Raw genomic sequence first — 24,456 nt, 5'->3', positions numbered from 1 at the left:
GGCTTACTTCGGCAGCGGCGTCGTGACACCCTTGACGTGCCAGTCCATCGCGACGATCTGGGCGTCTGTCGCCGTGGTCCCCGAAGCGACACCTTCACTGCCATCAGCCTTGGTGATCGGACCGGTAAACGGCGAGAAGCTGCCATCGGCAATCTTGACCTCGATTTCCTTGATCTTGGTCATCGTATCGGCTGGGATTGCCGGGTTCCAATCGACGACCTGGACAACCTTGTCGGCAACACCGAGGAAGGCGTTGGCGCCCTTGAAGGTGCCGGCGAGATGGGCGTCGACCGACGCCTTGAAGAAGGGCGACCAGTCGGTAGCGATGCAGCCGAGATAGGTTTTCTCGGCATATTTCTTCATCGAGGAGTTGAGGTTGAATGCATAAACGCCGGCTTCCTCGCATGCCGAGATTACCGAGGGCGTATCCTGCGCATTCGAGAAGATCACGTCGCAGCCCTGCGAGATCAGCGCCTTGGCGGCTTCCTGCTCCTTGGCTGGATCGAACCAGGAGTTGACCCAGACGACAGACACTTCGATATCCGGCTTGACGGCCTGCGCGCCCAGGGTGAAGGCGTTGATAGAGGTGATCAGCTCGGGAATGGCAAAGGCCGACACCGAGCCGAGTTTGCCGGTCTTGGAAACGGCCGCCGCCGCCATGCCGAGCAAGTAGGTTCCCTGGAAATATTTCGCTGCGAAGGGGGAGAAGTTCGGTGCGACCTGGAAGCCCGAAGCATGCAGGACGGTCACCTTCGGATTGCGGCGGGCGATCTGCAGCGCGCCATTTTGATAGCCGAAGGAGCCGGCGATCAGGAAATGATTTCCGTCGGCGACGGTCTTGTTCATGATGCGGTCGGCGTCCGGACCTTCGGCGATGTTTTCGATGACCGTGACCTTCACCTTGTCGCCATAGGCGGCCTTGATAGGATCGATGCCGGCGGCAAGCGCATGACCCCAGCCGACGTCGCCGATAGGCGAGGGAACGACGAGCGCGATGCCGAGCGGTTCGTCGGCAGCAAGCGCTGAGCGGCCGGCAAAAGCCGTCGCAAGACCGGCAGCCGCCGCGCCCTTCATCAGTGTTCTGCGGGTGAAATTACTGGACATGTCAGTTCCCTCTTTTGGTTTTTAGAATTCGACTGCCTCGAGAGCCGCTTCCGCGGCGGCGAAGAGCTGTGCCTCATCGAGCCCGACAAACTCACCGGCTTGCCAGACGATGCGTCCGTTGATCATGGTCAGGTCGGTCGGCATGCCGATCCCCACCTTGGCAATCAGGCTCAATGGGTCGTGGCGGGTTCCGACATAATCCATCCGCCTGGTATCGATGGCGAAGAGGTCGGCTGCCATGCCGGGAGCGAGCCGGCCGATATCGCTGCGGCCAAGCAGGCTTGCGCCACCCGTGGTCGCGTAGCTCAGGAAATCGATGGGCGCTGGAACCGGATGGGCGCGCGTCGAGGCCGTCAGGCATTGCAGCATATAGGCAGAGTGGATGCAGTGCATGAGGTTGGAATTGTCGTTCGAGGCCGCGCCATCGCAACCGAGGCCAATACGCAGGCCGAAAGCGGCCATCGCGGGTATGTCCGTCACTTCGGCGCCGACCAGATAGACCGGTTCGGGGCAATGGGAGACACCCGTGCCGCTTGCCGCCATCTTGCGCAGTTCCTCGTGTGTCAACTCCCAGCAGTGGGCATAAAAGCTGTCAGGCCCGGCAAAGCCGAGTTCGGCGCAATAGTCGACCGTACGCATTCCATGCCGTGCTTGGATGACGGGACTTTCGCCTTCACCGACATGCGTGTGCAGCCGGACGCCGCGATCACGGGCAAGCCTAACCGACTCGACAAAGGTTTCGCGGTAACAATTGACGGGCTGACAAGGGGCAACGACCACCTGCCGCATGCTGAAGGCGCCGGAATCGTGGTACCTGTCGATCAGCCGGGCGCAATCGGCGATGAACTCGTCCGTGGTTTCCAGCATGGCGTCCGGGATCGTCGAGCCCTCGGACTTCGGCAGCGTATTGCCGCCTCGTCCCGCGTGGAAGCGCATACCGAGAAGTTCCGCCGCCTCGAACTGACGATCGATCAGACGCTTTCCGGCGTGCCGGGGGAAGCAATATTGGTGATCGAAGGCCGTCGTGCAGCCATGCTTGATCATCTCCGCCATGGCCGTGACCGACGAATGATAGAAGCAATCCTCGTTCAGCCGCGAGAAGATCGGATAGATCCGGTCGAGCCATTCGATCACGGAGAGCTTCGTCCAGTCGAGATCGGCCCGATTGCGCACGAAGCATTGGAAGAAGTGGTGGTGGGTGTTGACGAGACCCGGATAGACAAACCAGCCGGACGCATCCTGAATGATCGTGTCGGCAGGCAGGGCCTCCTGCGACAGGTTCGTCCCGATCGCCTGGATCGCCGGGCCGCTGGTCAGCAGATCGGCGTTCCGACGCACGGTCGGCCCGTTGCCTTCGTCGACGATTATGGCGGCGCAGTTCGTCAGCAGGTAGCCCGGCATCTCACGTCTCCTCCCTGGCAGGATGAGGGTCGGGCTTCAACTCGTGCAGCCGGTGGATGCCGGGCATTTCGATGAAACCTTCAAGACTGCGGATGGCGCGCAGCCACAGCCGAATGTTCGGATAGGGATCGAGCGAGATTCCGCCATCAGGCGCCAGTGCGACATAGGGGAAACAGGCGATGTCGGCGATCGTCGCGCGGTCTGATGTGAGGAATAGCATGTCGCGGAGCCGCTGCTCAAAAAGTCCGGCTTCGAGTTCGCGCAGCGCCGCGATCCCTTGTGCCTGCAGGGCCTCGATATTGCCGGGGCGCAGCAACATCTGATGCAGCCGTGCCCCACCGAGATTTGTCGTCAGCCGATGCGAAAAAGAGAGCCATTGTTGCACGCGCGCCGTCTCTTCTGGCGCGTTCAGACCCAGCCAATCAGGCCCGCTCCGCGCGGCGAGAAAGGCGAGCATGGCCGAAGATTCTGTCAGCACCAGCTCGCCATCCATGAGGATCGGTATCGAACCTGCCGGATTGAGGACGAGAAGCTCAGGACCACGATGTTCCATGCCGGGATGGAAATCGACCGGCCGGATATCCAGCTTGACGCCGAGGATCGCTGCCATCAGGCGGATCTTGTAACAGCTCGGCGATAGGATGTAGTCGTAGAGCTTCATTGTGCGACCAGCTGTGCGCCATAGAGATAGTTGTGGCGCTTCAGCCAGCGCCGGTAAGCGATCGATGTCAGATCGGCCCTGGTCGGAATTTCCATGCCGGGATCGAGCGGCAGAAGCGCCGGGATCTGGTTTTCCAGAATCGAACGATCCTGCAGGAAAATCATTTGTTGAAAATGGATGAGATCCGTCATTGGCGTCACGTCGTCGAAGAGGGCCATCCACGGCCAAACGTCGCAAAGGTCTTCCGCAAGCGGCTGGACGAACAGGGTAATGACATCCCATTCGCCCGGGCGGGGAGGGCAGGTCTTGTAAAGCACCGAGCAGGTCGGGGCTGGCACGCGATACATATACTCGGTGGTTATCCCGCTGGTCGCCGACTTTGCAGCCTGTGGCTGGTAGAACTTCACCTGCGTCGCCCAGACTTCATCCTCTTTCTCGCGGATCTCGACTTTATAATTTTCGACCTCCGTATGCGGCTCGGCGCCGAGGATATCCGTATGAACGAAGGGAAAATGCGCAATGTCGAGGAAGTTCTCGACTGCTCTTAAGGGGGAGCAGCGTACCCGCACGACACCGACGTCGACGAAGCGGCGGCCGGGCTGATCGGCCTCGGGAATGGCAAAGATCTCCTTGGCGGGGGTACCGAGAGAAGACCAGACATGACCATAGCGGAGGCAAACGGGCAGGGCACGTCCATTGTCCGATGTGACGCGTGCCGCGCCATCAGGGGTGCGTACCACCTCGATCGGCTCGCCCATCAAAGCGGTCTTGCTTCCTGCCTCGGTGAGCCCGCTGACGAGGCTGACCGGGTACCATTCGTCGATCATCGCGCCGGCTCCTTTCATGCCACATCCTTCTGGTGTGTTTCTGCCCGGCGGCGCACCGCTTCGGCGATGCGGGACGCTGTAATCCGATCTGCGACGCTGCGCCCCTGTTCGACCAGGAGATGAATGAGCGTGCAGTCGATCTGCTCCGCCGGCAGCAGCCGGACCCACGGACAGTCAGCGACTGGGATGAGCCCGCCCGCATCGGCTTTTCCGCCGGCCGCCGCCTCAATTGCCGCTATGTCGGCCTCCAGCGTCATCGAGCGTATGGGCATGAGACGATCAAGGCGTGGCGGCGGCATCGCTGGTTCCCCGACCGCCACCCAGACGATGCCATCCGATTCTTCAACTTGCTGAACCGCGACGCGGATCGTTTCCGGCGGCACGAGATCGGGATGAGCCGGGATGCGAACGCATGCTCCCGCCGGAGAATAGCTCCAGCCGTGATAGATGCAGGAGAGGGCCTCGCTCCGGACGAAGCCATGAGACAATCGCATGCCCCGATGCGGACAACGGTCCGAAGAAGCTGATGCGCGCCCGGACTGACTGCGCCAGAGAGCGATGGATCCTGACGGGGTCCAGGCCGGAATGACGGTGGCCGGCGGCAGATCGGCAGAAAGCGCGACAGGCATCCAGGAGCCGGCCGTATCGGAAGGCATGACTGTTATTTCCTCAATCTTACCAGCGGCTTGACACTGCAGACGTAGCGCGGCTTTCCAAGCTTTGCAATCTCAGCTTCAGAGGTTTGCATAAAAGATTCGCATTGGCAACAATGGTTAAATAACGGGCATCAGCTCGGGTGCTGTTCCGGCTGCGGTGTGTCTGTGGCATATACAATCCTGCGCTGAATCGCGTCGACCCAGACATCAATCGGCCCAAGTGAACATCCCACTTCCAGCATGTCGATCAGTTCGACAGGTCCCGCGACTTCGAGTTCGATCCGGTCGGCGCCGGCATGCAAAAAATCTTGGGAAAGGCCGAGCTTGTCGGCATGACGGCGAATCCACGGGAGGAACGAGGCAGACTTGACGTCGCCAAGGATCGTGATCCGTTCGCGTTCGCTCTGCCGTGGTCGTCCCATGGAATTCTCTCGCTCGTTCCGTGCTGACAGCATAGCGCTTCAATGCCGTTGTGAAAGGGGCATGAGGGAAGGTTCTGGTCGTTCCACCGATCGATGCCTAAATAGCAATCCTGCCGGGCTCCGTGGAGAAGGTGACACCAGCCGTCGCCTCCGTAGTGGTCGCCAAAGGCCGCATCTCAGAAAACGAGCGGCAGATTCTTCAGGTCGACTAGGTAGAGCGGAAGGAGGTGACGACCGAGCTCGATGACACTTCAGCCGGAGACTTGCTCCTATTGCAGGGTCGGTTCTTGAACGAAAAGATATGGCCCGCAGGTCGCTCGCGGGCCTTACCTGAACACCCAGAGAAGGTTTATCAGGAAATTAAAGGTGAAGGCCGTCCCTATGCCGAAAAACTTTGCCCACAAGGGCGAGAACCCGACCTGTTGTGCGAGAATCAGCGTCACACAGACATTGATGGACAAGCCGACGAGCGCGCCGATCAGAAACAGTGAAGCGCGCTTGCGGCTTATTGCCTGATTGAAGACATAGCGGCTGGTAATGCTGTAATTGACGGCGGCGGCGATCAGCCAGCTCGATGTCGCCGAAAGGCTGAGAGACACGCCGAGCACCAGCATGCAATGAAACATCGTGAGGTCGACGAATGCAGCGAGGCCCCCAGTGAACACATAACGAATAGCTTTGGAAAAGATCATCCGGATGTCTCCTCTGCCCGAAGCGCCGCGAACACTGGGTCCGAATAGGTTGAAAAGGTCAGCCAGTCCTCCCGCGGCACGTTGGAGCGAATGAGCGGCAGGACACCAGCGCGCCGCGCCGCAAGACCGTCCCGCTCCGGTCTGTCGCCTATCAGCACCGTTTGCGCCGGACCGACACCGGCGCGCTGCATCAGCATCTGCAGGCCCCGCGGATGAGGTTTTTGGATGCCGACGCCGGGATCGCTTGCAGCCAATATGTAATCGGCCGACAAGTTCATCCTGTGCAGCTTCTCGTCGGCAGGATAATCAGAATAGATCCCGATCGCCTTATTCTGCCGTCTAAGACCGGCAAACAACTCCACCAGCCCATCATACCGGCAGGATGCGAGATGGGCGAGCGGACGGCGGCCGATCCATTCGCTGACGATTGCCTCTATCCTTTCCGCGGGCTCGCCGGTTCGCGCGACGATACGCGCCATCAGGTTCGCCTGAAAATCGTCGATCTCCTCCTCGCCGATGGTTTCACGCAAGGAACGGTAAGCGCGCAGCACCCGCAGATTGGTCAGACTGCCCCGCGCCACCGCATGAGCGATCAATTCGCCCGCCATCCGAAGGCGCAGCCTCCTCTGGCTATATAGCGTTCCGTCGACATCAAAGACGACGAGACGGATACTGCCCCAGTCGATATCATTCGCCATGATCATTGGATGGTGATGTAGTGCTGCTCGGTCAGGGTCACTAGAAGCGGAATGTCGACGAATGTCGTGAAGATGAAGGCCGCCACCAGGGCCATGACGATTGCGATCAGCCCTGGCTCGCGGAACAGCTTTTCCGGTTTCTGCGCCGTAGAGCCCGGTTTTGTCGCCATCACGAAGTAGGCAGTAAACAGGGCAACGACGAAGGGTAGGACGAGCATGTACTCAATGCGATACTTGACCAGGAAGACGGACAGGAAGGCAATCGAAAAGAGTGAATAGGCAATGCATGAGGCGGTCAGCGAGACCTGCGTATAGTGCGCGAAACTCGCCCGGTAGCTCGACAGCAGATCTTTACCATGGGACGCGACGATCTCGTCATATTCCGACAAGCGCTTGGCCGCCATAAGGAACGCGCCGCCGAACCAGTAGGCGAGGATGATCGATCCGGGCGGCAGGCTCGTTGGGTCGATCATCGACCAGCCGATCACCAAGCGGATGGGATTGTTGATCGATTCCGAGATGACGTCGAGATAGGCCTTATCCTTGCTTCTGATGGGGTCGAGATTGTAGAGGATTCCCTGAATCGCAAACAGACAGGCGACGCAGAAGAGAAGTTTGCTCGAGAGGATGGCGCAGCCGAGGCCAACGATGAGCAGCACGCTCCACTCAAGCTGAACCAGCCTGCCGTTCATCGCGCTTTGCACGGCTGGTCGCTGCGATTTCGTCGGGTGATGCCGGTCAAACTCGCGGTCGAACCACTCGTTGATGCAGTAGTTTGCGGATGCGATGCAGAGCGCGGTCACAAGGCCAAGCAGGACCGAAGACGCCAGGTCATCGTTTCTGACCCCGCGCAGAAGATAGGCGAGGATGATGCCGGGAAGGATGAAGACATGCTTCGTGCTGTGATCGAGCCGTGCAATGGCGATATAGTCGCGCAAGCCCGCTCGGCCTGATGCGGGGACGCTGCGATCACTCGAGCCTGTGTTCATACCAGACGCCTCTTTCTTCGTCAGACGGTCTATTTCTGATCATCATCCAACAGATACACGTCATAGGTTTCGAAATAATTCCCAGGGCCGAGGGCGCTTTCACCGCAGGCCTATGCCGGATGAGAAAAGAGCGAGAAAAGAAGCGAGGCAAGGCCGCGGCGAAAGCGGCGGGCGAAGGAGGTGAGCGAACTTTTGGGCGAGCGGACCACATGGAACCTCGATCCCGCATGTTTGGGTCAAGTCTTCGTGTCTTCCCATGGGGCGTTGTCCAGAGAACCGCTCGATTGCTGGAACGGTTACCAAACAGCTTGATGGCTGAACTGAAACCGGCCGGTTTCTCAGGTGGTCTCGGAACCCCTAAGTGGCGCTGGCCGCGCGCGTCGCGACGCTGCTATCCGCATTCCGTCCGAGTACCTCTAAATGCTCAGAGCACACTGTCTTGACCAGTTCGAGCAGGAATGCTGTTTGCTCGCCGAGCCATCCGAGCGCCTCCTCGCTGATCTCGAAATGCTTGGAATAGCGGGCCTTCACATATGCCTCGTTCAGCGTGTTGAGCCACGCCCGCTCACGATGCTGATCACAAGTCCTCGGCCAGGCGCCGGTCTTGCTCTTCGGCGAGGGAACGGAGGAATTTGATGTTGTGGGAGGGCGGGCCGTAATTAGTGAGCGTTAGCAGCACACAGGAGTAGGCCTGCTCGATGGATTGATGCAGCTCGAATGCTGCGTTCTCTGCAAAGTCCCGCTCAATCGCTAGCGTTGCCATTTGGAGAAAGCGCGTGGCCGCCCGGAATCTTTAGTCGAAACGCCCGTCCGCAAGTTTGAAAAAGATCTGCCGCGGAAAGAAGTTTAGGCTCGGCGAGCGGCTCTTCATCGAGTTCGTAGAGAACGATGCCTTCCTTCCTAATGTCGGAGAAGAAGTATTGCCCTTCCTGCAGATAGTTGTTCACCTCTCGCCTGGAGTGGACAATGAAGCTCACCGGAGTTTCGATCGCCTTGCGGCAGACCTCACCGATCGGCGTCCCGTCCTCCGCCTGCTTCAGCACGAACGCGATCTGCGCTTCCGAAAACTTCGAGGCCTTCATGAAATTCTCCTCTTCTGCCCAATAGGGATCATAAGTGGAAAATTCCAAGTCTGAATGGCCTAATTTAACGGGAGCACGTCACCGCAGATGGAAGGCCCGTCGAACACGCGCAATCGTATCCACTCGCTTCAACTCCCGGCCATCCGCCGCTAAAAGCCGGATGGTCAGATGAAATCTGAGGGGGTCAAATTGACGCCGATTACCCCGCCAGGTGGTCAAAATTGCACGCCGAAACACAGAGGGGCATGCGCTAGGCCAAAAGCTTCGTGAGATGGACGGACCCTCCGGAACGGCGCTGACAAGCCTCTACCGGCGTGCCGAATCTGTTTCCGCCCTTGTCTGAGGACTGGTTGCGTCGCAGCGCCCGCGGCCATCATCAGGCCGAAGAGGTAGCCAATCTTCAATGCGGTTCATCTGCGATGCGAGCGACAAGATGCAGCTTGGATTTGCCGCTCTGCCTCCTTCACGACCTCGCGGTAGCGGTGCGGCCATTGCGTCCTGCCCCGCTTTGGTCCTGCCAGGCTCGCGCCGCTCGCAACGGCTTCGCCGTCCTCCACTTCGTTGCGGCCCTGCGGGTGCAGGCAGCGCTTACTGCCTGGCTTTCGGCCCGCGTAGCAGGTCGCGATGGCCGCGGCCTCCAAACGGAGGTTCAGATATGAGCACGCAGCAATCCAATCAACGATCCGATATTTACAGTCGCATCACAGCCAAGATCATTGCGGATCTCGAACAGGGCGTACGGCCATGGATCAGGCCCTGGACGACGAAAGATGCGACAGCCGAGGTCAGCCGGCCACTGCGCCATAACAGCCAACCCTACACCGGCATCAATGTTCTGCTCCTCTGGTCTGAAGCGATCGCGCGCGGCTTTGCGTCATCGACGTGGATGACCTTTCGCCAGGCAAAGGAGCTCGGCGCCGCCGTCCGCAAGGGCGAAACCGGCACGACCGTTGTCTTCGCCAGCTCATTTATTCGCACCGAGACGACGGAGACAGGCGCGGAGATCGAACGGGATATTCCATTCCTCAAAACTTACACGGTATTTAACACTGATCAGATCACCGGTCTCGATGGGCGGGCCGGATGCATTGAGCCCGTCCAGGATCCGCTGAGCCGCATCGGCGATGCCGGACGCTTCTTTGCCAATACCGGCGCACTCATACGGCATGGAGGATCGGCCGCCTATTATGCTGCTGCCCGTGATTACATCCAAATGCCATACCTGGATGCCTTCCGCGACGACGCGTCTTATGTCGCCATCCTGAGCCACGAGATGACGCATTGGACCGCGGCACCCCGAAGGCTTGATCGTGATCTCGGCCGCTATGCGAAAGACCGGAGCGAACGCGCTCGCGAGGAACTCATTGCCGAACTCGGCAGTTGCTTTCTCTGCGCCGACCTTGGCATCGTTCCGGAGCTTGAACCACGCCCCGACCACGCAAGCTATCTCGATGGCTGGCTCAAGGTTCTCGGCAACGATAAGCGGGCAATTTTTTCAGCGGCAGCTCATGCGCAGCGGGCCGTCGATTACCTGCATGACCTGCAGCCGGACCTTAATGAGGGGGAGGCGGCGTAAGCCGTCTTTTCCTCAGCCATTCACACCGGATAACTCCAGCGGCCGATGCCTCGCGCGCTTGCGGCCGTCGAGATCTCGGCTTGAGTCAGTTCTTCGCTAACGCGCCCTTGAAATATGCCTGCTCCATCTGCTTGGCAACCGCCTCGGCAAGATCGATGGTTTAACCTATCAGGAAAACATGCGCAGCGAATGGTAAAGTCTCTGTTCGAGACCAGTGTTTTAATCGACTATCTCAACGCAGTTCTGCAAGCGCGAGGCGACCTGGCAAGACATCGCGAAAAGGCGATTAGCATCATCACCCGAATGGAGGTTCTCGTCGGTGCCAAGCCTGAGGTTGCGATCGGAACGCGCGCTTTCCTGGCGGGCTTTGCAGTCATCGCTGTCGATGACGCCATAGCCGAACGAGCAGTATCTCTGCGACAACTTAATCGTATCAAGTTTCCAGATGCCATTGTCTGGGCAACGGCCAATGTTCACTCGATGTTGCGGATTACACGAAACACAAAGGATTTCCCTCGCGAAATGCCCGAAATACGAGTGTGTTACGAAATCTGACCTAAAATTTGCGCTGTTGCCAGCACGTATCAGCGGTTCGATTCCGCTCAGCTCGGCGGCGAAAACTCATGGTCGCGCAGAGGATCAGACTAGCATAATTCGGCGTCACTTATCCGCGGCCTCGCGTCCGAGGTTGATCCATCAGGTGTTCGCCTTGCGTTCCTTGGAGACGGTGTTTTACATTGGGGCCGTCTCGAACTGGAAGGTAAGGCCAGGAAACTACTGGAAAGCGCGGCCTGATCGCACCTCTTCGAATGAGCAACGGTCGATCGGTCCAAACGCGATCGACCGGATTCTCATCTTAGCAAAACCCCCTCAACGCCCTGAGCGCTCATCGAACACCGCCTGCAAGCATTATTTTTGGGAGAATGGAACGCACGGGCGGGGGTGGCGGCGCTCTGAAACAGCGCGCTACGCGATAGCGGGCGTCGCAGCCAGACGAAGCTTTTAAGTCGCGACCGCCAACGAGTTCGCCAGCTTTCCAGTCCGGACGTGCCGTTGCCGGCCGAATAGTCTACCGCGTTCGTCTCGTCATTTGCTCTTCGTCGACTTGTCGTCATATTCTACCAAAAGCGGTGGATCTCGGAATGGATCGAGGCACGGTACGCGGAAGTCGGCGAAGTCATTCAGGTTGCGCGTGACAATAATAAGCCCGTGCGTTTTCGCGACCGCGGCGATACCGGCGTCCATGACATGCTTTTCCTTCGCCCCGACAAACGAAGCCCATTCTTTCGTTGCCGCTACGTCGAGACTGAGAACGCGATCGGGCCCGAAGCTGATTTCGAACTCGGCTATCGCATCCAACTTTGCCTGAGCTTTCTTTGGGTCCTTTGTCAACTGCGCCTCAGCGCCCTTTCGTTTCTCAAAGAGCGTGAAAACGCATATCGCCAACTCGCTGTCGTCGATGGATCTCTTCCACTAAACGACATTGTTGTGCGTGTCCATTGAACGGATGACGGACTCGTCGAGCAAATATTTAAGCACTCCGAGGCCTTGTCTCAGTCATCATCAAAAACACCGCTTTTAATAAGACTGGAAATTCCGCGTTTCAGGGACGTCGACGGATAAGGGCGTCCCTTTTTAGGATATGCCCGCGCGAAGTCGATCGCATGTTCAACTTGGTCACGCTTGAGCGAGGGAAAATCCTCGAGGATCTCCTCGATAGAAGCCGCAGGATACAAGGCAGCCACCTGATAAGCAGGAATATCGGTTCCCTTGATAAAAGGCTCTCCCCCTTTCATTTTAATTGACGCCTTGATCGTTTCGAGCAGCCTCAATCTCCTCTTGAGTTTGGCGTCGCTTTTTCGAAGATCCACGACGAGCGCGCCAAATCGCGCCGTCGTGGCCTTTTCTGGAAGCCTTGACAGTTCCTCATAAAGACGGCGTTTGCCTACGCCGGACAGGGCTTCCCCGATTTCGCGATCCATCGTTAGAAACCGCAGCTCAGCCCTTCCTAGAAGGCGTTGAGCTCGTGGCCCGACTTTAACCACGGTGGATTTGACGACCTTCTTGTCGACTGCGTTTTGAACGTCCGTAGGAGAGCGATCTGCCAAGAAGCTCGCTTCCGTAACCGTAAATTCCATATTGCTCATGTCGATGGTCCTAATTCAACTCCATCTGGAGATGAATTAATATAGGTGTTGACGGCCGCTCAGGTCAAGCGGCTGCCCTAAACATTGCGGAGTCCGATCCCTATTGCCAGCACACGGCCTCGCTCCAAGCAGCAGGATTGGGCCGATCTGCATTTCGCAGCAATTGAGCATCGGCTGAACCAACGCTTTGGCGATGCTGGAAAGGAAATCGGCTGCTGTGAAGCAGAGTTCATGCGGATCACGGCAAACAGGGCATTTCACCCTCGGCCACACGCCAGATCCATGGCGCCATCTCTGGCCTGGCCGCAATCATCTCGCTCAGAGCAACCTCATAGTCTTCGTCGACATTCGTCGGAACGATGAACAGCGCCACGGGCGACGGCCTTGCGTCTGGCAATGTCACGGAGGCAATCGGCTGACCACGTGAAAGATCGAAGCGCAATCCCTTTTTGCTTCTGCGCTTTAACCCGGCGAGCCGTTCGAGGAGCCGCTGTTCGTAGATGGTTTCGAACGGGATCCAGTTCTCGTTCACCACCATCATCGCCACTTCCTCCACAGATGCGATCCCTACGCTCGAAATGCCGAAAGTGGCGATCACGATAAGATGGAACACTTCGTTTGATCGCCACAGTTCCAGCTCGGTGTCATATCGTCCATTCAACCGCTTCCATGCTCCCTCATCGATCATGAGAGGAAAGGGGAGGTGGCGAACCAGGATTTTCTGGCTGTCGCGGGCTGGCGAAAACTCCTTTACCTCCGCGATGATCAACATCAGTTTGCGCGGTCCCGGTCCATTTGCCTTGGCTCCGGCCAAAGTTGCAGCACGCCGGGCGGAAATTCCTTCCTTGTCATCCTGATGATACACTTCCGGGATAAACAGGATGTCGGTGAGCGGGCCGCCGTGGACGATCATCTGTCTTGCGGCATTCTGCAGGCTGCTGCGGACGCGGCCCCAGCCGCGCCTTCCAGCCCACAGCGACGTCCATTCCGTAAGCTCTCCCATATCCCAGAGATAATGGAGCATCGCCCTAAGCGAGAGTTTTTTGGGATCGCTTAGTACCCTTTCTGATGGGTCTGAAGGCGCCTTCGACGTCGATCGGTTCGCCCGTTTCGAGAGAGAGAAATCAAGTTTCAGCGTCGTTGCACCAGTCGCCGCGTCAATCTGGATGGCGTTCCCGATCAACGGCCCGAGGCCGGATAACTCATACGGCGGGTCGTAAGATCGGCATCCGGGATCATGCTGCCGGCCTGAGAGCGGCATGCGTTTGACCAGGAATTGGCCATCCATCCGGGCGATGTACATCGGCACCGGCGGCTCCCTACACTGGCAAAGTGGCCTGAGCTTATGTTCGTAAGCGTGTTCGAGCTGCGGCAGAAACTCTGGAGAACTGTCATCGAACGCCCGGTTGCCGATCAAAAACTGTCGCACGCGGTTCCTCCTTCGTCTGACCACAGGTTGATCGAGCCGTATCAGAAGGCGTAGCACGAGCTTCGTGGATTATACTAGCGCAAAATAGTTAGTATAGAAATATCACAGCCGCTGGGGCTGATGTCATCGCCATAGGCAGGAAAGGGAACTGCTGCGAGCCGATCGCCGAATGGCACGACATCGGCGCGGCCGTAAAGAACGATGCCGAAGGTAAACTTCTGTCCACATGCGTCCGCAGCGAGCGCCAGCATAAAGTGAGCTCTAATCGCGTGCTGCCCAGCCCTTCAAGCCGGCCTCAGCTGTCGGTCTGGGTGAAAGAGGAAGAGGAGGGCGGGCAAGGGTTGGCTTGGCGGGTTGGAGAGCGCCGCCGCGGGCTGGCTCTTTCCTTGCTCCCGACAGGTTTCCCATGAACGTGATTTCTTCCGCGGCCGTGAGCGCTAGCATGTCCTTGCATGATTTGCTTCGACCGCCGAGCCGTACGGGCTTCATTTTCGAACCCCGCAACATATTCCGTTTGTGACTTGCTCGCATCCTGTTGCTTTGTGATCTCATGCGGCTTGGTTCTGCTGATGAGTCCGGCCCAGATCGTTCGCGGTCGCGTGATTGCGATGGTTGATGTGCCTGGCGACCACCGACGGCTCAGATGGTTGGGCGAGGGGGAAAATCACCCATTCGACGCCCACGCGAACAACCTTCACCCGGGGTTGTCGCACGGTCTGCAGCGGCAATGCGGTCGCCGCGGCGCAGTCGCGGATCTGCGAAGGATGACATGAATAAGGGATGTGCTCGCCGCCTGCCGCAGTTGGGAGCGGGCGCGGGCGTTTTATTGATCGACAAGCGTGCGAACCGCCCTTGGAGTACGCCGCCGATATCCCGCAACGCTGGACCGGGGGCTATGATGGTTTGTCGCAGCCTTCGATTACCCTGAACCATTCCCGTTATATGTCGCTCCTATAGACGACCGCCTGCTTTTGCGGTCAACCCCTGAAGGGGTTAGGCTTGCCCGAAGTTTTTGCAAAATTCGATTTCGGTCCGTTTGTCTTGGCGGAAAATAGAATTTTGCAAAAATTCCGGGCGAGCTGACCGCAGCAAGTCGGCCGTCTCTTAGTGCGCCATCGGGAATGGTCCCGAGCAACCGAAGGAGACAGAACCATGGCCACCACGATCGCAACGCTCACGCAGAAGACCGACGGCACCCTCGAAGGCATCTTTGCGACCATCCGGGTAAACGCCCCGATCGCCATCGTCCCCAACGCCAGCAAGGCGAGCGACGACGCACCCGACTACCGCATCATCCACCGCAAGACCGGCTTCGAAATCGGGGCGGCGTGGAACCGCATTGCCCGCCAGACCGGCGAGGAATATCTCTCCGTCAAGCTGGAGGCCCCTGAGATCGGCGTGATCTTCGGCAACGTCGCCCAGGCTCCTGGCGGTGATCCCGCCAAGAAGGTCATCCTCTGGAACAGCCCGAACTGAAGAGCGACTCGAGCGGCCCCGAGCGATCGGGGCCGCCTTCGCCGTTTCGCGATTTGTTACGGGCGGTATCGGGAGTGAACGCGGGCATCGAGCCCGCATTCACTCCTACTGTCGTGCCACACGAGACCAAGGACTGCCTGCTCAGATATCCAAGTCTGCCGTGAGGGTCGTGCCGCCTCAAGGACTTCGCGGCCCCTCCAATTTTCAGCTGGCGCCCTGAAGGGCACCGTCAGAAAATCGGTTCCTCCGCTCGCCGGCTCCGCCGGTCGCTGACGCGATCCTTGACCCGGCCCGAGCCTCACGACCCAGGTCGTCATCTTTCACATCATTCAGGAGATGACGACGATGACGATTGCACTCGAAATTCAGATTGAAGAACTGCGCGCCGAACTCAGAAACGCCGATCCGGCCGAGCGTCGCCAGATCGAAGCGGAGCTGGAGATCGCTCAGGCCGAAAAACTGACGATAGCGCTCGCTGAGCAGGAGGGCACCATCGATGCTGCGCCACCCTTCTGAGCGCGGCGTTTGCCTTGTCGCCTGGGCCGGTACGCCGGGTCGACCGGCGCGTCGACCCGAAGCTGCGCTTCGCATCAATGATCATCGGCAAGGATCAGGAATGTTTCCGCGGACAGCCCAGACCATGGGTTCACGTCTGACATTTGTGTTCGGTCTATAGCCACGTGCCCGTTTCGTATGGAGAAGATCAAGGAACATGCGGACTGCATCCTCTTCCTTGTCGAAGTGATGCACCATGGCTTGTCCGGCCGTTCCGATCCGTCCCCATCGCCGCGTCAGGCAGGGAGTGCCGAACAGCGTTGCTTCGATCGCGAGCGCATAGAAGCGCGCCATATTTTTCGTCGCGTCCGTTCGTTCGATGTAGAGCTGATAGGGTTGAGCGAGCATGGCGGAAGAATCGCTTGTTCCAGCTTTTGCGTCCAACGACACTTGTGAATCGGTCGGCCCACTCCGATTCATTTTCGTGATGATCTTCGAAGGTGATGATCGTGGATTTGGGCGAACCGGCCGATGGCCGGTCGGGTGCTATTCGCTTCGCTCACGAAGTCCGTAAACGGTCTTCGCCTCGGATCACGTCCCCTCTCTCGGGATGATGTGAGCCAATTGACCAGTCGCAGGCTGGGGTTCTATCCTCGACACTTCCTGCCGGCTCACGCCGGAAACGGTCGCGTCCCCTTCGGGTCCGCGGGTCTTCTTCTCTCTGACGTCCTATTTTACTCCAGCAAATCCGGCGTCAAGGACGGCGCGGTCGCCCCCAATTTTTCCGCCGCGCGTTTCACTGCGCTCTGGAAAAACATCCTCAATATCGAAGATTACGAGCGGCTGATGAAACAGTCGGACCGGCGCACCGTCGGGACCATCGAAGCGATCTCCGATGAGCTGTTTTCCGAGTTCGGAAACGCTGTCGAGGCCTATGCCGCCGAGGACGAGGCAGGCCGCTCATGACCTACCAGCTGATCCAGACCGCAAGCGTCATACGCTATCCTTCCAATGGGCGCGAGAGGGAGCGGCCGGTCGCAGTCGGTGTGAGAATGCCGCGGCCGGACGGTGATCTGGTTCTCTTCTTTCCATCACCACAAAGCAGCCAGAGGCATCGCAGTTCGCCGCGGAAGTGCCGGCGATCGAAAAGCGCCGTGCCGGCCTCGATGCCGATCATAAGCTTTGGATCATCTTTGATGAGATCAATACCGACATCGTGGGAAACTCATTCTATCTTGAACCCGCGCCGCCAACTGGCCGCTTCAGCAAGGCTTTCTTCATGCCGCTGCTGGCGAATTCATCAGTCGCCGCAAGTCGGCCACGGAGTTCAGCCGATTCCGCTGAGCTCTCGCTTGCAATAGCCTCGTTACCGCACAGCTTCGATCGTCACTGCACAGGTTTGACGAAACGATTGACCTTGGCAGCCCGATCCATTTCCTTTCGTCGGAAATTGATCGCCCGACCGCAGCGGATCGGACTATGCCCCTGGACAATGATGATCTGTTCGTCCTTGCGCATCGACTGGGTGATCTCGTGCGGCATGATCAACGGCCGGCGCTGGAAATTAACGCTCTCCGACTTCCGCGAGGCGTTATTCTTCGTGTCCCAGCCGATATTGCGGGAACTGCCCTTCACCTCCACCGTCATCTCGCCGCATTGCGCCGAAACATTGCGCGCCGTGTCAAGCGCCTTGATCGCCGCATACGAGGCGAAAGCGCAGCCATCAATCCATGATGTCGCGCCATCCTTCCCGAAATGCCGCTCCAACTGCCCGACCGACTGGTACATCAGCATCATGGAGACGCCGTACTTGCGGCCGCGATCGCGCGCCTCCTCGAGCACCCTCATGTAGCCGAGAAGATCCACCTCATCGAGCATAAACAGCGCCCGGCGCTGGAAGGCGCCATCGGCCTGCACCATCGCATTGATGAGCGAGCCGATGATGATGCGCGCGATGCCGGGATACGAGCGCAGGATCGACGCCGGGATGTTGAGGAAGACGTCTTTCTTGCCCGAGACGATGTCACTCGATTTGAACGCATTGCCGCAGACAAGCGCGGCATAACTGTCGAGCGACAGCCACTGGGTATCCTTCGATGCTGTGGAATAGACGCCGCTGAAGGTCTGCTCGGTCATATTGGTGAAGACGCCAAGCGTTTCGCGGATGAAGGCCGAGGTGGAATGCTCCTGAATGTCGCGCAGCATCGCGAGCACCGAGGGCTCCGGCTCAGAAACGATCTGGCGGAGGCTGCGCAGGGTTCGCCGTCCCTCATATTCCAGCGAGAGCATCACGTGGGCGAGCAGGCCGGTCGGAAGGTTGTGCGCCTGGTTCTGGAAGTAGGATCCGGTCGAGCTTTCGAAGCGCAGTCTTTCCGACAGCAGCATATGCGCAATGCCGACGATGTCCTCTTCCTTTTGCTTGGATGCTTCGATCCCGTCGAGCACGTTGAAGCCCATGATCGGGTTCGTCGGATCGAGCACCATAACCTCGCGGCCAAGGGCGCTAGTGCGGTGTTCGGCCACCATTGGCGCGACCTCGGTGGATGGATCGAGGCAGATCAGCGGTCCCCTGTAGCGTAGTGCCGTCGGCACCACATTGCTCGTCGTCTTGTATCCACCCGACCCGGCAAAGAACAGCATGTGCGTGGAATCAAAGTCCTGTTTGTAGGTGAGCAACGGGGCCTTGCCGCCTTTCCCCCATGTCGCCAGATCGTTTGGATCGAAGGGCAGGTGGTGGACGATTTCCTTGTCGACTCGGTAGCGCTCGCCGACGACGATTTCGCCATTAGGTGGAAAGAGCTTTGCCACCGCGGACATCGAAAGCCAATCGCGTCTCCGAAGGTTCCGCGCTTGGCGCGCGTCACCGGTTCGGGCACGACTGTCGAGATGCGCGCGGCCACCGCCACCGCCATGAAGCCTACCAGCGCGCCGATGACGGCAACGACATCCAGATAGGAAAGTGCCTGGTTCCATGCGATCGCGCCGCTTTTGACGGACGGGAACAAGCCGGCCATATTCGCGCAGTGCATAAAAGCCGGCCACAGCCAGAAAGCAGACGAGGCTCGCTATTGCCACCGGCCTTCGCCGGTGCAGCGGCAGAGCCCATACCGTCAATAGCCCCGCGAGTGGCCCGAACAGAAGCGCCGGCAGAGGCGCGGCCCGCAGGAGCCAATATCCGGTCTTGCCTGTCATGCCGGGGGCCAGGCCCTCCCACCGCCAGCTGACGACATAGGCGGCAAGAGTAGTGACAGCGATCGGCACCAGAACGAGCAACAGGCTCGGATGCGGTTTCCTTCGCGTGGTCATTCGGGCGCCTCCACGATGCCCCGCGAACCGCCATCGAGCTTGGGGATCTTGAATGCTTCCTCTCCAATACCGCGCAAGCGTCGATACTCCGATGAACCCGGGGCGATCCTTGCCAGTTCGAGAAAGCCGCCGAGCAGGAATGCCCGGTCAGCCCTCGTGAGGCCGGCCTTGACGACCAGGCCGCCGAGCAAAAACCTTTCGCGCGCCTCATGCTTGCGATCAGCTGTCACGAGACACCTCCGCCGGCGCTCCAGTGCCGCCAGCTGCTGGTCGACGCGGCGAACCAGATGCGCCATCAGTCCCCTTCTTCTCTCCTTTGCGAAATCGCGCCGCGATCTCCTCGACGAGCGGCCAGATTATACTAACTAGAATAAAATAGTTAAATAGGCTATTTTGCATCAATCTGAAAATGTCGCAGCCGCAATTCCGATCGATAGGCGCGTTTCGGAAAAGCGGCATCGGCCCTGCGGTCCGATCGATTTGAGGGCGCAATATACGTCGCTTGCGCGACGTGCTTGGAAGGTGTGGAGCCGGTTGTGGCAATCATGTTCGTCAGGGCGCAGGTGATCAGCAGGGGAGCGGGGCGCAGCATCGTCTCGGCCGCCGCCTATCGTCATCGCGCCCGGATGATAGACGAGCAGGCCGGAACGTCCTTCAGCTATCGTGGTGGGTCGCGGGAACTGGTGCATGAGGAACTGGCGCTACCCGATCAGATCCCGGCTTGGCTGACGGCGGCGATCGGTGGGCAATCCGTTGCCAAAGCGAGTGAGGTGCTCTGGAATGCGCTCGATGCTTCCGAGACGCGGGCGGACGCGCAGCTCGCCCGCGAGCTGATCATCGCACTGCCGGAGGAACTGACGCGAGCGGAGAACATCGCGCTTGTCCGGGAGTTCGTCCGGGACAGCTTCACGTCGATGGGCATGGTGGCCGACTGGGTCTATCACGACAACGACGGCAACCCGCACATCCATCTCATGACCACGCTGCGTCCGCTGACGGAGGACGGCTTCGGCCGGAAGAAGGTTCCTGTTCTTGGCGAAGACGGCAAGCCGCTACGCATTGTCACGCCGGACCGGCCGAACGGCAAGATCGTCTACAGGGTGTGGGCAGGTGACAAGGAAACCTTGAAGGCCTGGAAGATCGCCTGGGCGGAAACGGCCAACCGACATCTGGCGCTCGCCGGTCATGAGATCCGGCTCGACGGTCGTTCCTATGCCGAACAGGGGCTGGACGGCATCGCGCAAAAACATCTCGGGCCGGAGAAGGCAGCGCTCGCGCGCAAGGGCAGGGAGCTTTATTCCGCACCGGCCGATCTCGCCCGCCGCCACGAGATTGCCGACCGGCTGCTGGCAGAGCCGGAGCTTCTGCTGAAGCAGCTCGGCAATGAGCGCTCGACTTTCGACGAGAAGGATATTGCCAAGGCGCTGCATCGATATGTCGACGATCCGGCAGACTTCACCAATATCCGCGCCCGGCTGATGGCGTCGGATGAACTTGTGATGCTGAAGCCGCAGGAGATCGACGGAGAAACGCTTAAGGTCGCAGACCCGGCAGTCTTCACCACTCGGGGCATGCTGCGCATCGAATACGACATGGCGCAGTCGGCGCGGGTTCTGTCGGAGCGAGCAGGCTTCGGCGTTTCGGCTCGGCAGGTCGATGCGGCGATCGAGCGCGTCGAGACCGGCGATCCCAAACATCCTTTTCGGCTCGACGCGGAACAGGTCGATGCCATCCGCCATGTCACCGGCGACAGCCGCATTGCGGCTGTCGTCGGCCTTGCCGGCGCCGGCAAGTCCACGCTGCTGGCGGCAGCCCGCCTTGCCTGGGAAGGCGAGGGGCGCCGGGTGATCGGTGCCGCCGTTGCCGGCAAGGCGGCGGAAGGCCTGGAAGACAGTTCCGGCATCAGATCGCGAACGCTCGCCGCCTGGGAGCTTGCTTGGGCCAGCGGCCGCGAGTTGCTCGAACGCGGTGATGTGCTCGTCATCGATGAAGCCGGCATGGTGGCCTCCCAACAGATGGCCCGTGTGCTTGACATCGTCGAGGCGGCGGGCGCGAAAGTCGTTCTCGTCGGCGACGCCATGCAGCTACAGCCGATCCAGGCGGGTGCAGCCTTTCGGGCGATCAGCGAACGCATCGGTTTTGCCGAACTTGCCGGCGTGCGCCGCCAGCATGAAGAATGGGCGCGCCAGGCCTCGCGGCTCTTTGCCCGCGGCGAGGTGGAAAAGGGGCTCGACGTTTATGCCCGGCATGGTCATCTTGTCGAGGAGGAGACGCGTTCGGCAGCAATCGATCGGATGGTCGGTGACTGGACCGAGGCGCGCAGACAGGCCGTCGGCCGGTCTGTCTCTGAGGGCAGGGATGGCCGTCTTCGCGGTGACGAACTGCTCGTGCTTGCCCACACCAATGACGATGTCGGCAAGCTGAACGAGGCGCTGCGTGCGGTGATGGCCGGCGATGGTGCGCTTTCCGACAGCCGCACCTTCCAGACGGCACGCGGGGCGCGGGAATTCGCCGTCGGCGACCGCATCATCTTTTTGGAGAACGCCCGCTTCCTCGAGCCGCGGGCCAGGAGTTATGGTCCGCAATACGTCAAGAACGGCATGCTCGGCACGGTCATCTCCACCGGCGACAAACGCGGCGAAGCGCTGATCTCGGTTCGTCTCGACAACGGCCATAAAGTCGTCTTCAGCGAAGACAGTTATCGCAATGTCGATCACGGCTATGCCGCAACGATCCACAAAGCCCAGGGCACCACCGTCGAGCGCACCTTGGTGCTTGCCACCGGCATGCTGGACCAGCACCTGACCTATGTGGCGATGACGAGGCATCGCGATCGCGTCGATCTTTATGCGGCAAGCGAGGATTTTGAGCCAAGACCGGAATGGGGGCGCAAGCCGCGTGTCGATCATGCCGCCGGTGTGACCGGCGAGCTTGTCGAAACCGGAGAGGCCAAGTTCCGGCCTGATGATGAGGATGCCGACGACACCCCCTATGCCGACATCAGGACCGACGATGGCAATATCCATCGGCTGTGGGGCGTGAGCCTGCCGAAGGCGCTCGAAGAGGGTGGCCTCTCTGAGGGCGATACCGTCACCTTGCGCAAGGACGGCGTGGAACGGGTCAAGGTCCAGATTGCCGTTGTCGACGAAGAGACCGGTCAGAAGCGTTACCAGGAGCGGGAGGTCGACCGCAATGTCTGGACGGCCAGGCAGATCGAAACCGCTGAAGCGCGCCAGGACCGCATCGAGCGGGAAAGTCATCGGCCGGATCTGTTCAACCAGCTCGTCGAGCGGTTGTCGCGCTCCGGCGCCAAGACGACGACCCTCGATTTTGAAAGCGAGGCCGGCTACCAGGCCCAGGCGCAAGACTTCGCCCGCCGCCGCGGGTTCGAGTATCTCTCGCTGGCTGCGGCCGAGATCGAGGGGGACATCGCGCGGCGCTTTGCGTGGATTGCCGCAAAGCGGGAGCAGGTGGAAAAGCTCTGGGAGCGGGCAAGCATGGCGCTCGGCTTTGCGATCGAGCGGGAACGGCGCGTCTCCTATAGCGACGAGCGAACTGAATCCCACCCCATGCCAGGCGCAAACGCCGGCAAAGCCCATTATCTGATCCCGCCGACCAGCGACTTCACCAGAAGCCTCAACGAGGATGCACGGCTGGCGCAATTGTCATCCCCGGCGTGGAAGGATCGGGAAACCCTCCTGCGACCGGTGCTGGAGAAGATCTATCGTGATCCGGATGGCGCACTTGTCGCCCTGAATGCGCTTGCTTCAGATGCCGGCATCGAACCCCGCAGGCTCGCCGACGATCTTGCCGCGAGCGCCGATCGGCTTGGCCGCCTGCGCGGCTCCGAGCTCATCGTCGACGGACGCGCGGCGCGTGAGGAGCGGAATGTCGCCTTGGCGGCTGCGACGGAATTGCTTCCCTTGGCCCGCGCCCATGCGAGCGAGTTCCGCAGGAACGCCGAACGGTTCGAGATCCGTGAGCAGGCGCGTCGCGCGCATATGTCATTGTCGGTCCCGGCACTCTCCGAAGGCGCCATGGCGCGTCTCATGGAGATCGAGGCGGTGCGCCACAGGGGCGGGGACGATGCTTATAAGACCGCCTTTGCCCTTGCCGCGAAGGACCGCACGGTCGTGCAGGAGATCAAGGCGGTCAGCGAAGCATTGTCTGCGCGCTTCGGCTGGAGCGCCTTCACCGCAAAGGCGGATGCGGTTGCCGAGCGCAACATCGCCGAGCGCATGCCGGATGATCTGATGGCCGGCGAGCGCGAGAAGCTGATCCGCCTGTTCGAAGCCGTCAAGCGTTTTGCCGAGGCGCAGCATCAGGCCGAACGTCAGGACCGCTCGAAGGTCGTCGCGGCGGCCAGTGCGGTGACGAGCAGCGAGTTAGGAAAGAAGCCCGGCAAGGAGAATGCGACCGTGCTGCCCATGCTTGCCGCTGTCACCGAGTTCAAGACAGCAGTCGACGACGAGGCGCGATCGCGAACTCTCTCGGCTCCCCTTTACCGTCAGCAGCGTGCGGCACTGGCCAACGCGGCAAGGACGATCTGGCGCGATCCGGCAGGAGCCGTCGGCAAGATCGAGGAACTGCTTGCCAAAGGCTTTGCTGCCGATCGTATCGCTGCCGCTGTGACCAATGATCCGGCCGCTTATGGCGCGTTGCGCGGTTCGGATCGTCTGATGGACAAGATGCTGGCTTCCGGCCGGGAGCGCAAAGAGGCGATGCAGGCCGTGCCCGAGGCAGCCGCGCGCCTGCGTTCTCTCGGCTCTGCCTATGCCAATCTCTTCGATGCGGAGCGCCACGCCATCATCGACGAGCGCCGGCGCATGGCGGTTGCTATTCCTGGCCTGTCGAAAGAGGCGGAAGAGGCGCTCACACGACTGGCAGAGGAGGCGAGGAACAGAAGCCATCGGCAAAACGCATCGGTCGCCCCACCCGACGCGAACATCCGCCGGGAGTTCGATGACATCAGCAAGGCGCTCGACGAGCGCTTCGGGCGCAACGCCATCATCCGCGGCGACAAGGATCTCATCAACCAAGTGCCAGCGGCGCAGCGCCATGCCTTCGTCGCGATGCAGGAGAGGCTGAAGGTCCTGCAGCAGACGGTCCGCGCGCAGAGTAGTCAGCAGATCCTCTCGGAACGGCGTCAGCGAGGCGTCAACCGCGGACGGGGGATTGATCTTTAAAGATCGCTGAACAAGCGGAGATCGTCGCTTGTTGCCTGCTCGCTTTCACGCTGGGGATGTGGCGGTCTCCTATGTGCTCAGGTGTTTGAAAACCCTCACCCAGAAGCTGAAATCACCGGAGCGGCCGTCAGAGCGCGCGCCTAAGGCGCACCACGCCGCCGCCGTTTTCGCATCTGGTCCGTAAAGCGATCGAGCAGCATCGTTGGGATATGCGGTGCGTGGCTGGAAAAACACCGTCGCGCGGCTTCCTGGAGCGCAGTGGACAACGTTTGCGGCGCGCTTCCGGTAGATACTGATAGAGACCAAGCT

General features: G+C 60.0%; 22 protein-coding genes and 5 pseudogenes. 7 read left to right on the top strand and 20 right to left on the bottom strand.

Features of this window, described 5'->3' with window-relative positions:
• Positions 1-3: 3 nt before the first annotated feature.
• From CO660_RS12675 to CO660_RS34465, 11 genes and pseudogenes are all read right to left on the bottom strand, one after another.
• Positions 4-1,104, bottom strand: a complete 1,101-nt coding sequence (locus CO660_RS12675) for a BMP family ABC transporter substrate-binding protein (RefSeq protein ID WP_097598988.1) — start codon at positions 1,102-1,104, stop codon at positions 4-6.
• A 21-nt stretch (positions 1,105-1,125) separates the two neighbouring features.
• Positions 1,126-2,505 (bottom strand): amidohydrolase, encoded by a 1,380-nt coding sequence (locus tag CO660_RS12670; protein WP_097598987.1) that lies wholly within the window; start codon positions 2,503-2,505, stop codon positions 1,126-1,128.
• Position 2,506: 1 nt separating this feature from the next.
• Complete coding sequence (locus CO660_RS12665; RefSeq protein ID WP_097598986.1) at positions 2,507-3,166, bottom strand: glutathione S-transferase family protein; 660 nt, start codon at positions 3,164-3,166, stop codon at positions 2,507-2,509.
• Complete coding sequence (locus CO660_RS12660) at positions 3,163-4,011, bottom strand: aromatic ring-hydroxylating dioxygenase subunit alpha (protein WP_097598985.1); 849 nt, start codon at positions 4,009-4,011, stop codon at positions 3,163-3,165. The genes CO660_RS12665 and CO660_RS12660 overlap by 4 nt, the downstream gene beginning before the upstream one ends.
• The gene (locus CO660_RS12655; protein ID WP_097598984.1) at positions 4,008-4,649 is read right to left on the bottom strand and encodes a Rieske 2Fe-2S domain-containing protein; all 642 of its coding nucleotides are present in this window, start codon (positions 4,647-4,649) and stop codon (positions 4,008-4,010) included. Before CO660_RS12655 ends, CO660_RS12660 begins: the two co-directional genes overlap by 4 nt.
• Before the next feature lie 131 nt (positions 4,650-4,780).
• Positions 4,781-5,071 carry an acylphosphatase gene (locus CO660_RS12650; RefSeq protein WP_097598983.1) on the bottom strand — a complete coding sequence of 97 codons (291 nt, stop codon included), beginning with the start codon at positions 5,069-5,071 and terminating at the stop codon, positions 4,781-4,783.
• A gap of 326 nt (positions 5,072-5,397) precedes the next feature.
• Positions 5,398-5,763 (bottom strand): GtrA family protein, encoded by a 366-nt coding sequence (locus CO660_RS12645; protein ID WP_097598982.1) that lies wholly within the window; start codon positions 5,761-5,763, stop codon positions 5,398-5,400.
• Positions 5,760-6,461: an HAD family hydrolase gene (locus CO660_RS12640; RefSeq protein WP_245421322.1), complete on the bottom strand. Its 702-nt coding sequence runs from the start codon at positions 6,459-6,461 to the stop codon at positions 5,760-5,762. The genes CO660_RS12645 and CO660_RS12640 overlap by 4 nt, the downstream gene beginning before the upstream one ends.
• A 2-nt stretch (positions 6,462-6,463) precedes the next feature.
• Positions 6,464-7,450, bottom strand: a complete 987-nt coding sequence (locus tag CO660_RS12635; RefSeq protein WP_097598981.1) for a UbiA prenyltransferase family protein — start codon at positions 7,448-7,450, stop codon at positions 6,464-6,466.
• 357 nt (positions 7,451-7,807) lie between these two features.
• Positions 7,808-8,445 (bottom strand): annotated as a pseudogene (locus CO660_RS12630) (HEPN domain-containing protein); the annotation flags it as partial.
• A pseudogene (locus CO660_RS34465) lies at positions 8,440-8,532 on the bottom strand (transposase); the annotation flags it as partial. The pseudogenes CO660_RS12630 and CO660_RS34465, both read right to left, overlap by 6 nt.
• Positions 8,533-9,187: 655 nt before the next feature.
• Between CO660_RS34465 and CO660_RS12625 the strand changes: the two are divergent.
• Together CO660_RS12625 and CO660_RS12620 are read left to right on the top strand one after the other, a co-directional pair.
• Entirely contained in the window at positions 9,188-10,108 is a 921-nt protein-coding gene (locus CO660_RS12625; RefSeq protein WP_097598980.1) for a zincin-like metallopeptidase domain-containing protein, read from the top strand.
• A gap of 189 nt (positions 10,109-10,297) precedes the next feature.
• On the top strand, positions 10,298-10,663 hold the full coding sequence (locus CO660_RS12620) for a type II toxin-antitoxin system VapC family toxin (protein ID WP_097598979.1): 366 nt from the start codon (positions 10,298-10,300) through the stop codon (positions 10,661-10,663).
• 531 nt (positions 10,664-11,194) lie between these two features.
• Here the strand turns inward: CO660_RS12620 and CO660_RS12615 are convergent.
• The 4 genes from CO660_RS12615 to CO660_RS34460 all read right to left on the bottom strand — a co-directional run bounded on the left by CO660_RS12615 (position 11,195) and on the right by CO660_RS34460 (position 13,935).
• On the bottom strand, positions 11,195-11,569 hold the full coding sequence (locus tag CO660_RS12615) for a PIN domain-containing protein (RefSeq protein WP_348627644.1): 375 nt from the start codon (positions 11,567-11,569) through the stop codon (positions 11,195-11,197).
• 92 nt (positions 11,570-11,661) lie between these two features.
• Complete coding sequence (locus tag CO660_RS12610; RefSeq protein WP_097598978.1) at positions 11,662-12,255, bottom strand: DUF433 domain-containing protein; 594 nt, start codon at positions 12,253-12,255, stop codon at positions 11,662-11,664.
• Positions 12,256-12,493: 238 nt separating this feature from the next.
• On the bottom strand, positions 12,494-13,684 hold the full coding sequence (locus CO660_RS12605; RefSeq protein WP_097598977.1) for a DUF1173 domain-containing protein: 1,191 nt from the start codon (positions 13,682-13,684) through the stop codon (positions 12,494-12,496).
• Positions 13,685-13,758: 74 nt separating this feature from the next.
• On the bottom strand, positions 13,759-13,935 hold the full coding sequence (locus CO660_RS34460) for a hypothetical protein (protein ID WP_176536280.1): 177 nt from the start codon (positions 13,933-13,935) through the stop codon (positions 13,759-13,761).
• A 901-nt stretch (positions 13,936-14,836) separates the two neighbouring features.
• On the opposite strand from CO660_RS34460, the gene CO660_RS12600 reads away from it, so the two are divergent.
• Entirely contained in the window at positions 14,837-15,160 is a 324-nt protein-coding gene (locus CO660_RS12600; RefSeq protein WP_097598976.1) for a DUF736 family protein, read from the top strand.
• 336 nt (positions 15,161-15,496) lie between these two features.
• Positions 15,497-15,676 carry a hypothetical protein gene (locus tag CO660_RS33295; RefSeq protein WP_176536281.1) on the top strand — a complete coding sequence of 60 codons (180 nt, stop codon included), beginning with the start codon at positions 15,497-15,499 and terminating at the stop codon, positions 15,674-15,676.
• 81 nt (positions 15,677-15,757) lie between these two features.
• On the opposite strand, the gene CO660_RS12595 is transcribed toward CO660_RS33295, so the two are convergent.
• Entirely contained in the window at positions 15,758-16,063 is a 306-nt protein-coding gene (locus CO660_RS12595) for a WGR domain-containing protein (RefSeq protein ID WP_097598975.1), read from the bottom strand.
• A gap of 216 nt (positions 16,064-16,279) precedes the next feature.
• Between CO660_RS12595 and CO660_RS33800 the strand changes: the two genes are divergently transcribed.
• Positions 16,280-16,621 carry a hypothetical protein gene (locus CO660_RS33800; RefSeq protein WP_245421319.1) on the top strand — a complete coding sequence of 114 codons (342 nt, stop codon included), beginning with the start codon at positions 16,280-16,282 and terminating at the stop codon, positions 16,619-16,621.
• A pseudogene (locus CO660_RS34455) lies at positions 16,618-16,999 on the top strand (hypothetical protein). Before CO660_RS33800 ends, CO660_RS34455 begins: the two are co-directional and overlap by 4 nt.
• Positions 17,000-17,041: 42 nt before the next feature.
• Here CO660_RS34455 and traG read toward each other — a convergent pair.
• The 3 genes and pseudogenes from traG to CO660_RS32785 all read right to left on the bottom strand — a co-directional run.
• Positions 17,042-18,961 (bottom strand): Ti-type conjugative transfer system protein TraG, encoded by a 1,920-nt coding sequence (traG, locus tag CO660_RS12575; RefSeq protein ID WP_245421318.1) that lies wholly within the window; start codon positions 18,959-18,961, stop codon positions 17,042-17,044.
• Positions 18,958-19,191 (bottom strand): conjugal transfer protein TraD, encoded by a 234-nt coding sequence (locus CO660_RS12570; RefSeq protein ID WP_097598974.1) that lies wholly within the window; start codon positions 19,189-19,191, stop codon positions 18,958-18,960. Before CO660_RS12570 ends, traG begins: the two co-directional genes overlap by 4 nt.
• Positions 19,181-19,303, bottom strand: a pseudogene (locus tag CO660_RS32785) (TraC family protein); the annotation flags it as partial. The gene CO660_RS12570 and the pseudogene CO660_RS32785, both read right to left, overlap by 11 nt.
• Before the next feature lie 194 nt (positions 19,304-19,497).
• Between CO660_RS32785 and traA the strand changes: the two are divergent.
• Positions 19,498-24,147, top strand: a complete 4,650-nt coding sequence (traA, locus tag CO660_RS12560) for a Ti-type conjugative transfer relaxase TraA (protein WP_097599166.1) — start codon at positions 19,498-19,500, stop codon at positions 24,145-24,147.
• 199 nt (positions 24,148-24,346) lie between these two features.
• Here the strand turns inward: traA and CO660_RS12555 are convergent.
• Positions 24,347-24,456, bottom strand: a pseudogene (locus tag CO660_RS12555) (IS30 family transposase); the annotation flags it as partial.

Origin of the sequence: Rhizobium sp. L9 (genome assembly GCF_002531885.1) — a bacterium.
Taxonomy (GTDB): Bacteria; Pseudomonadota; Alphaproteobacteria; order Rhizobiales; family Rhizobiaceae; genus Rhizobium.
This window is presented reverse-complemented; position numbering and strand designations above follow the sequence as displayed.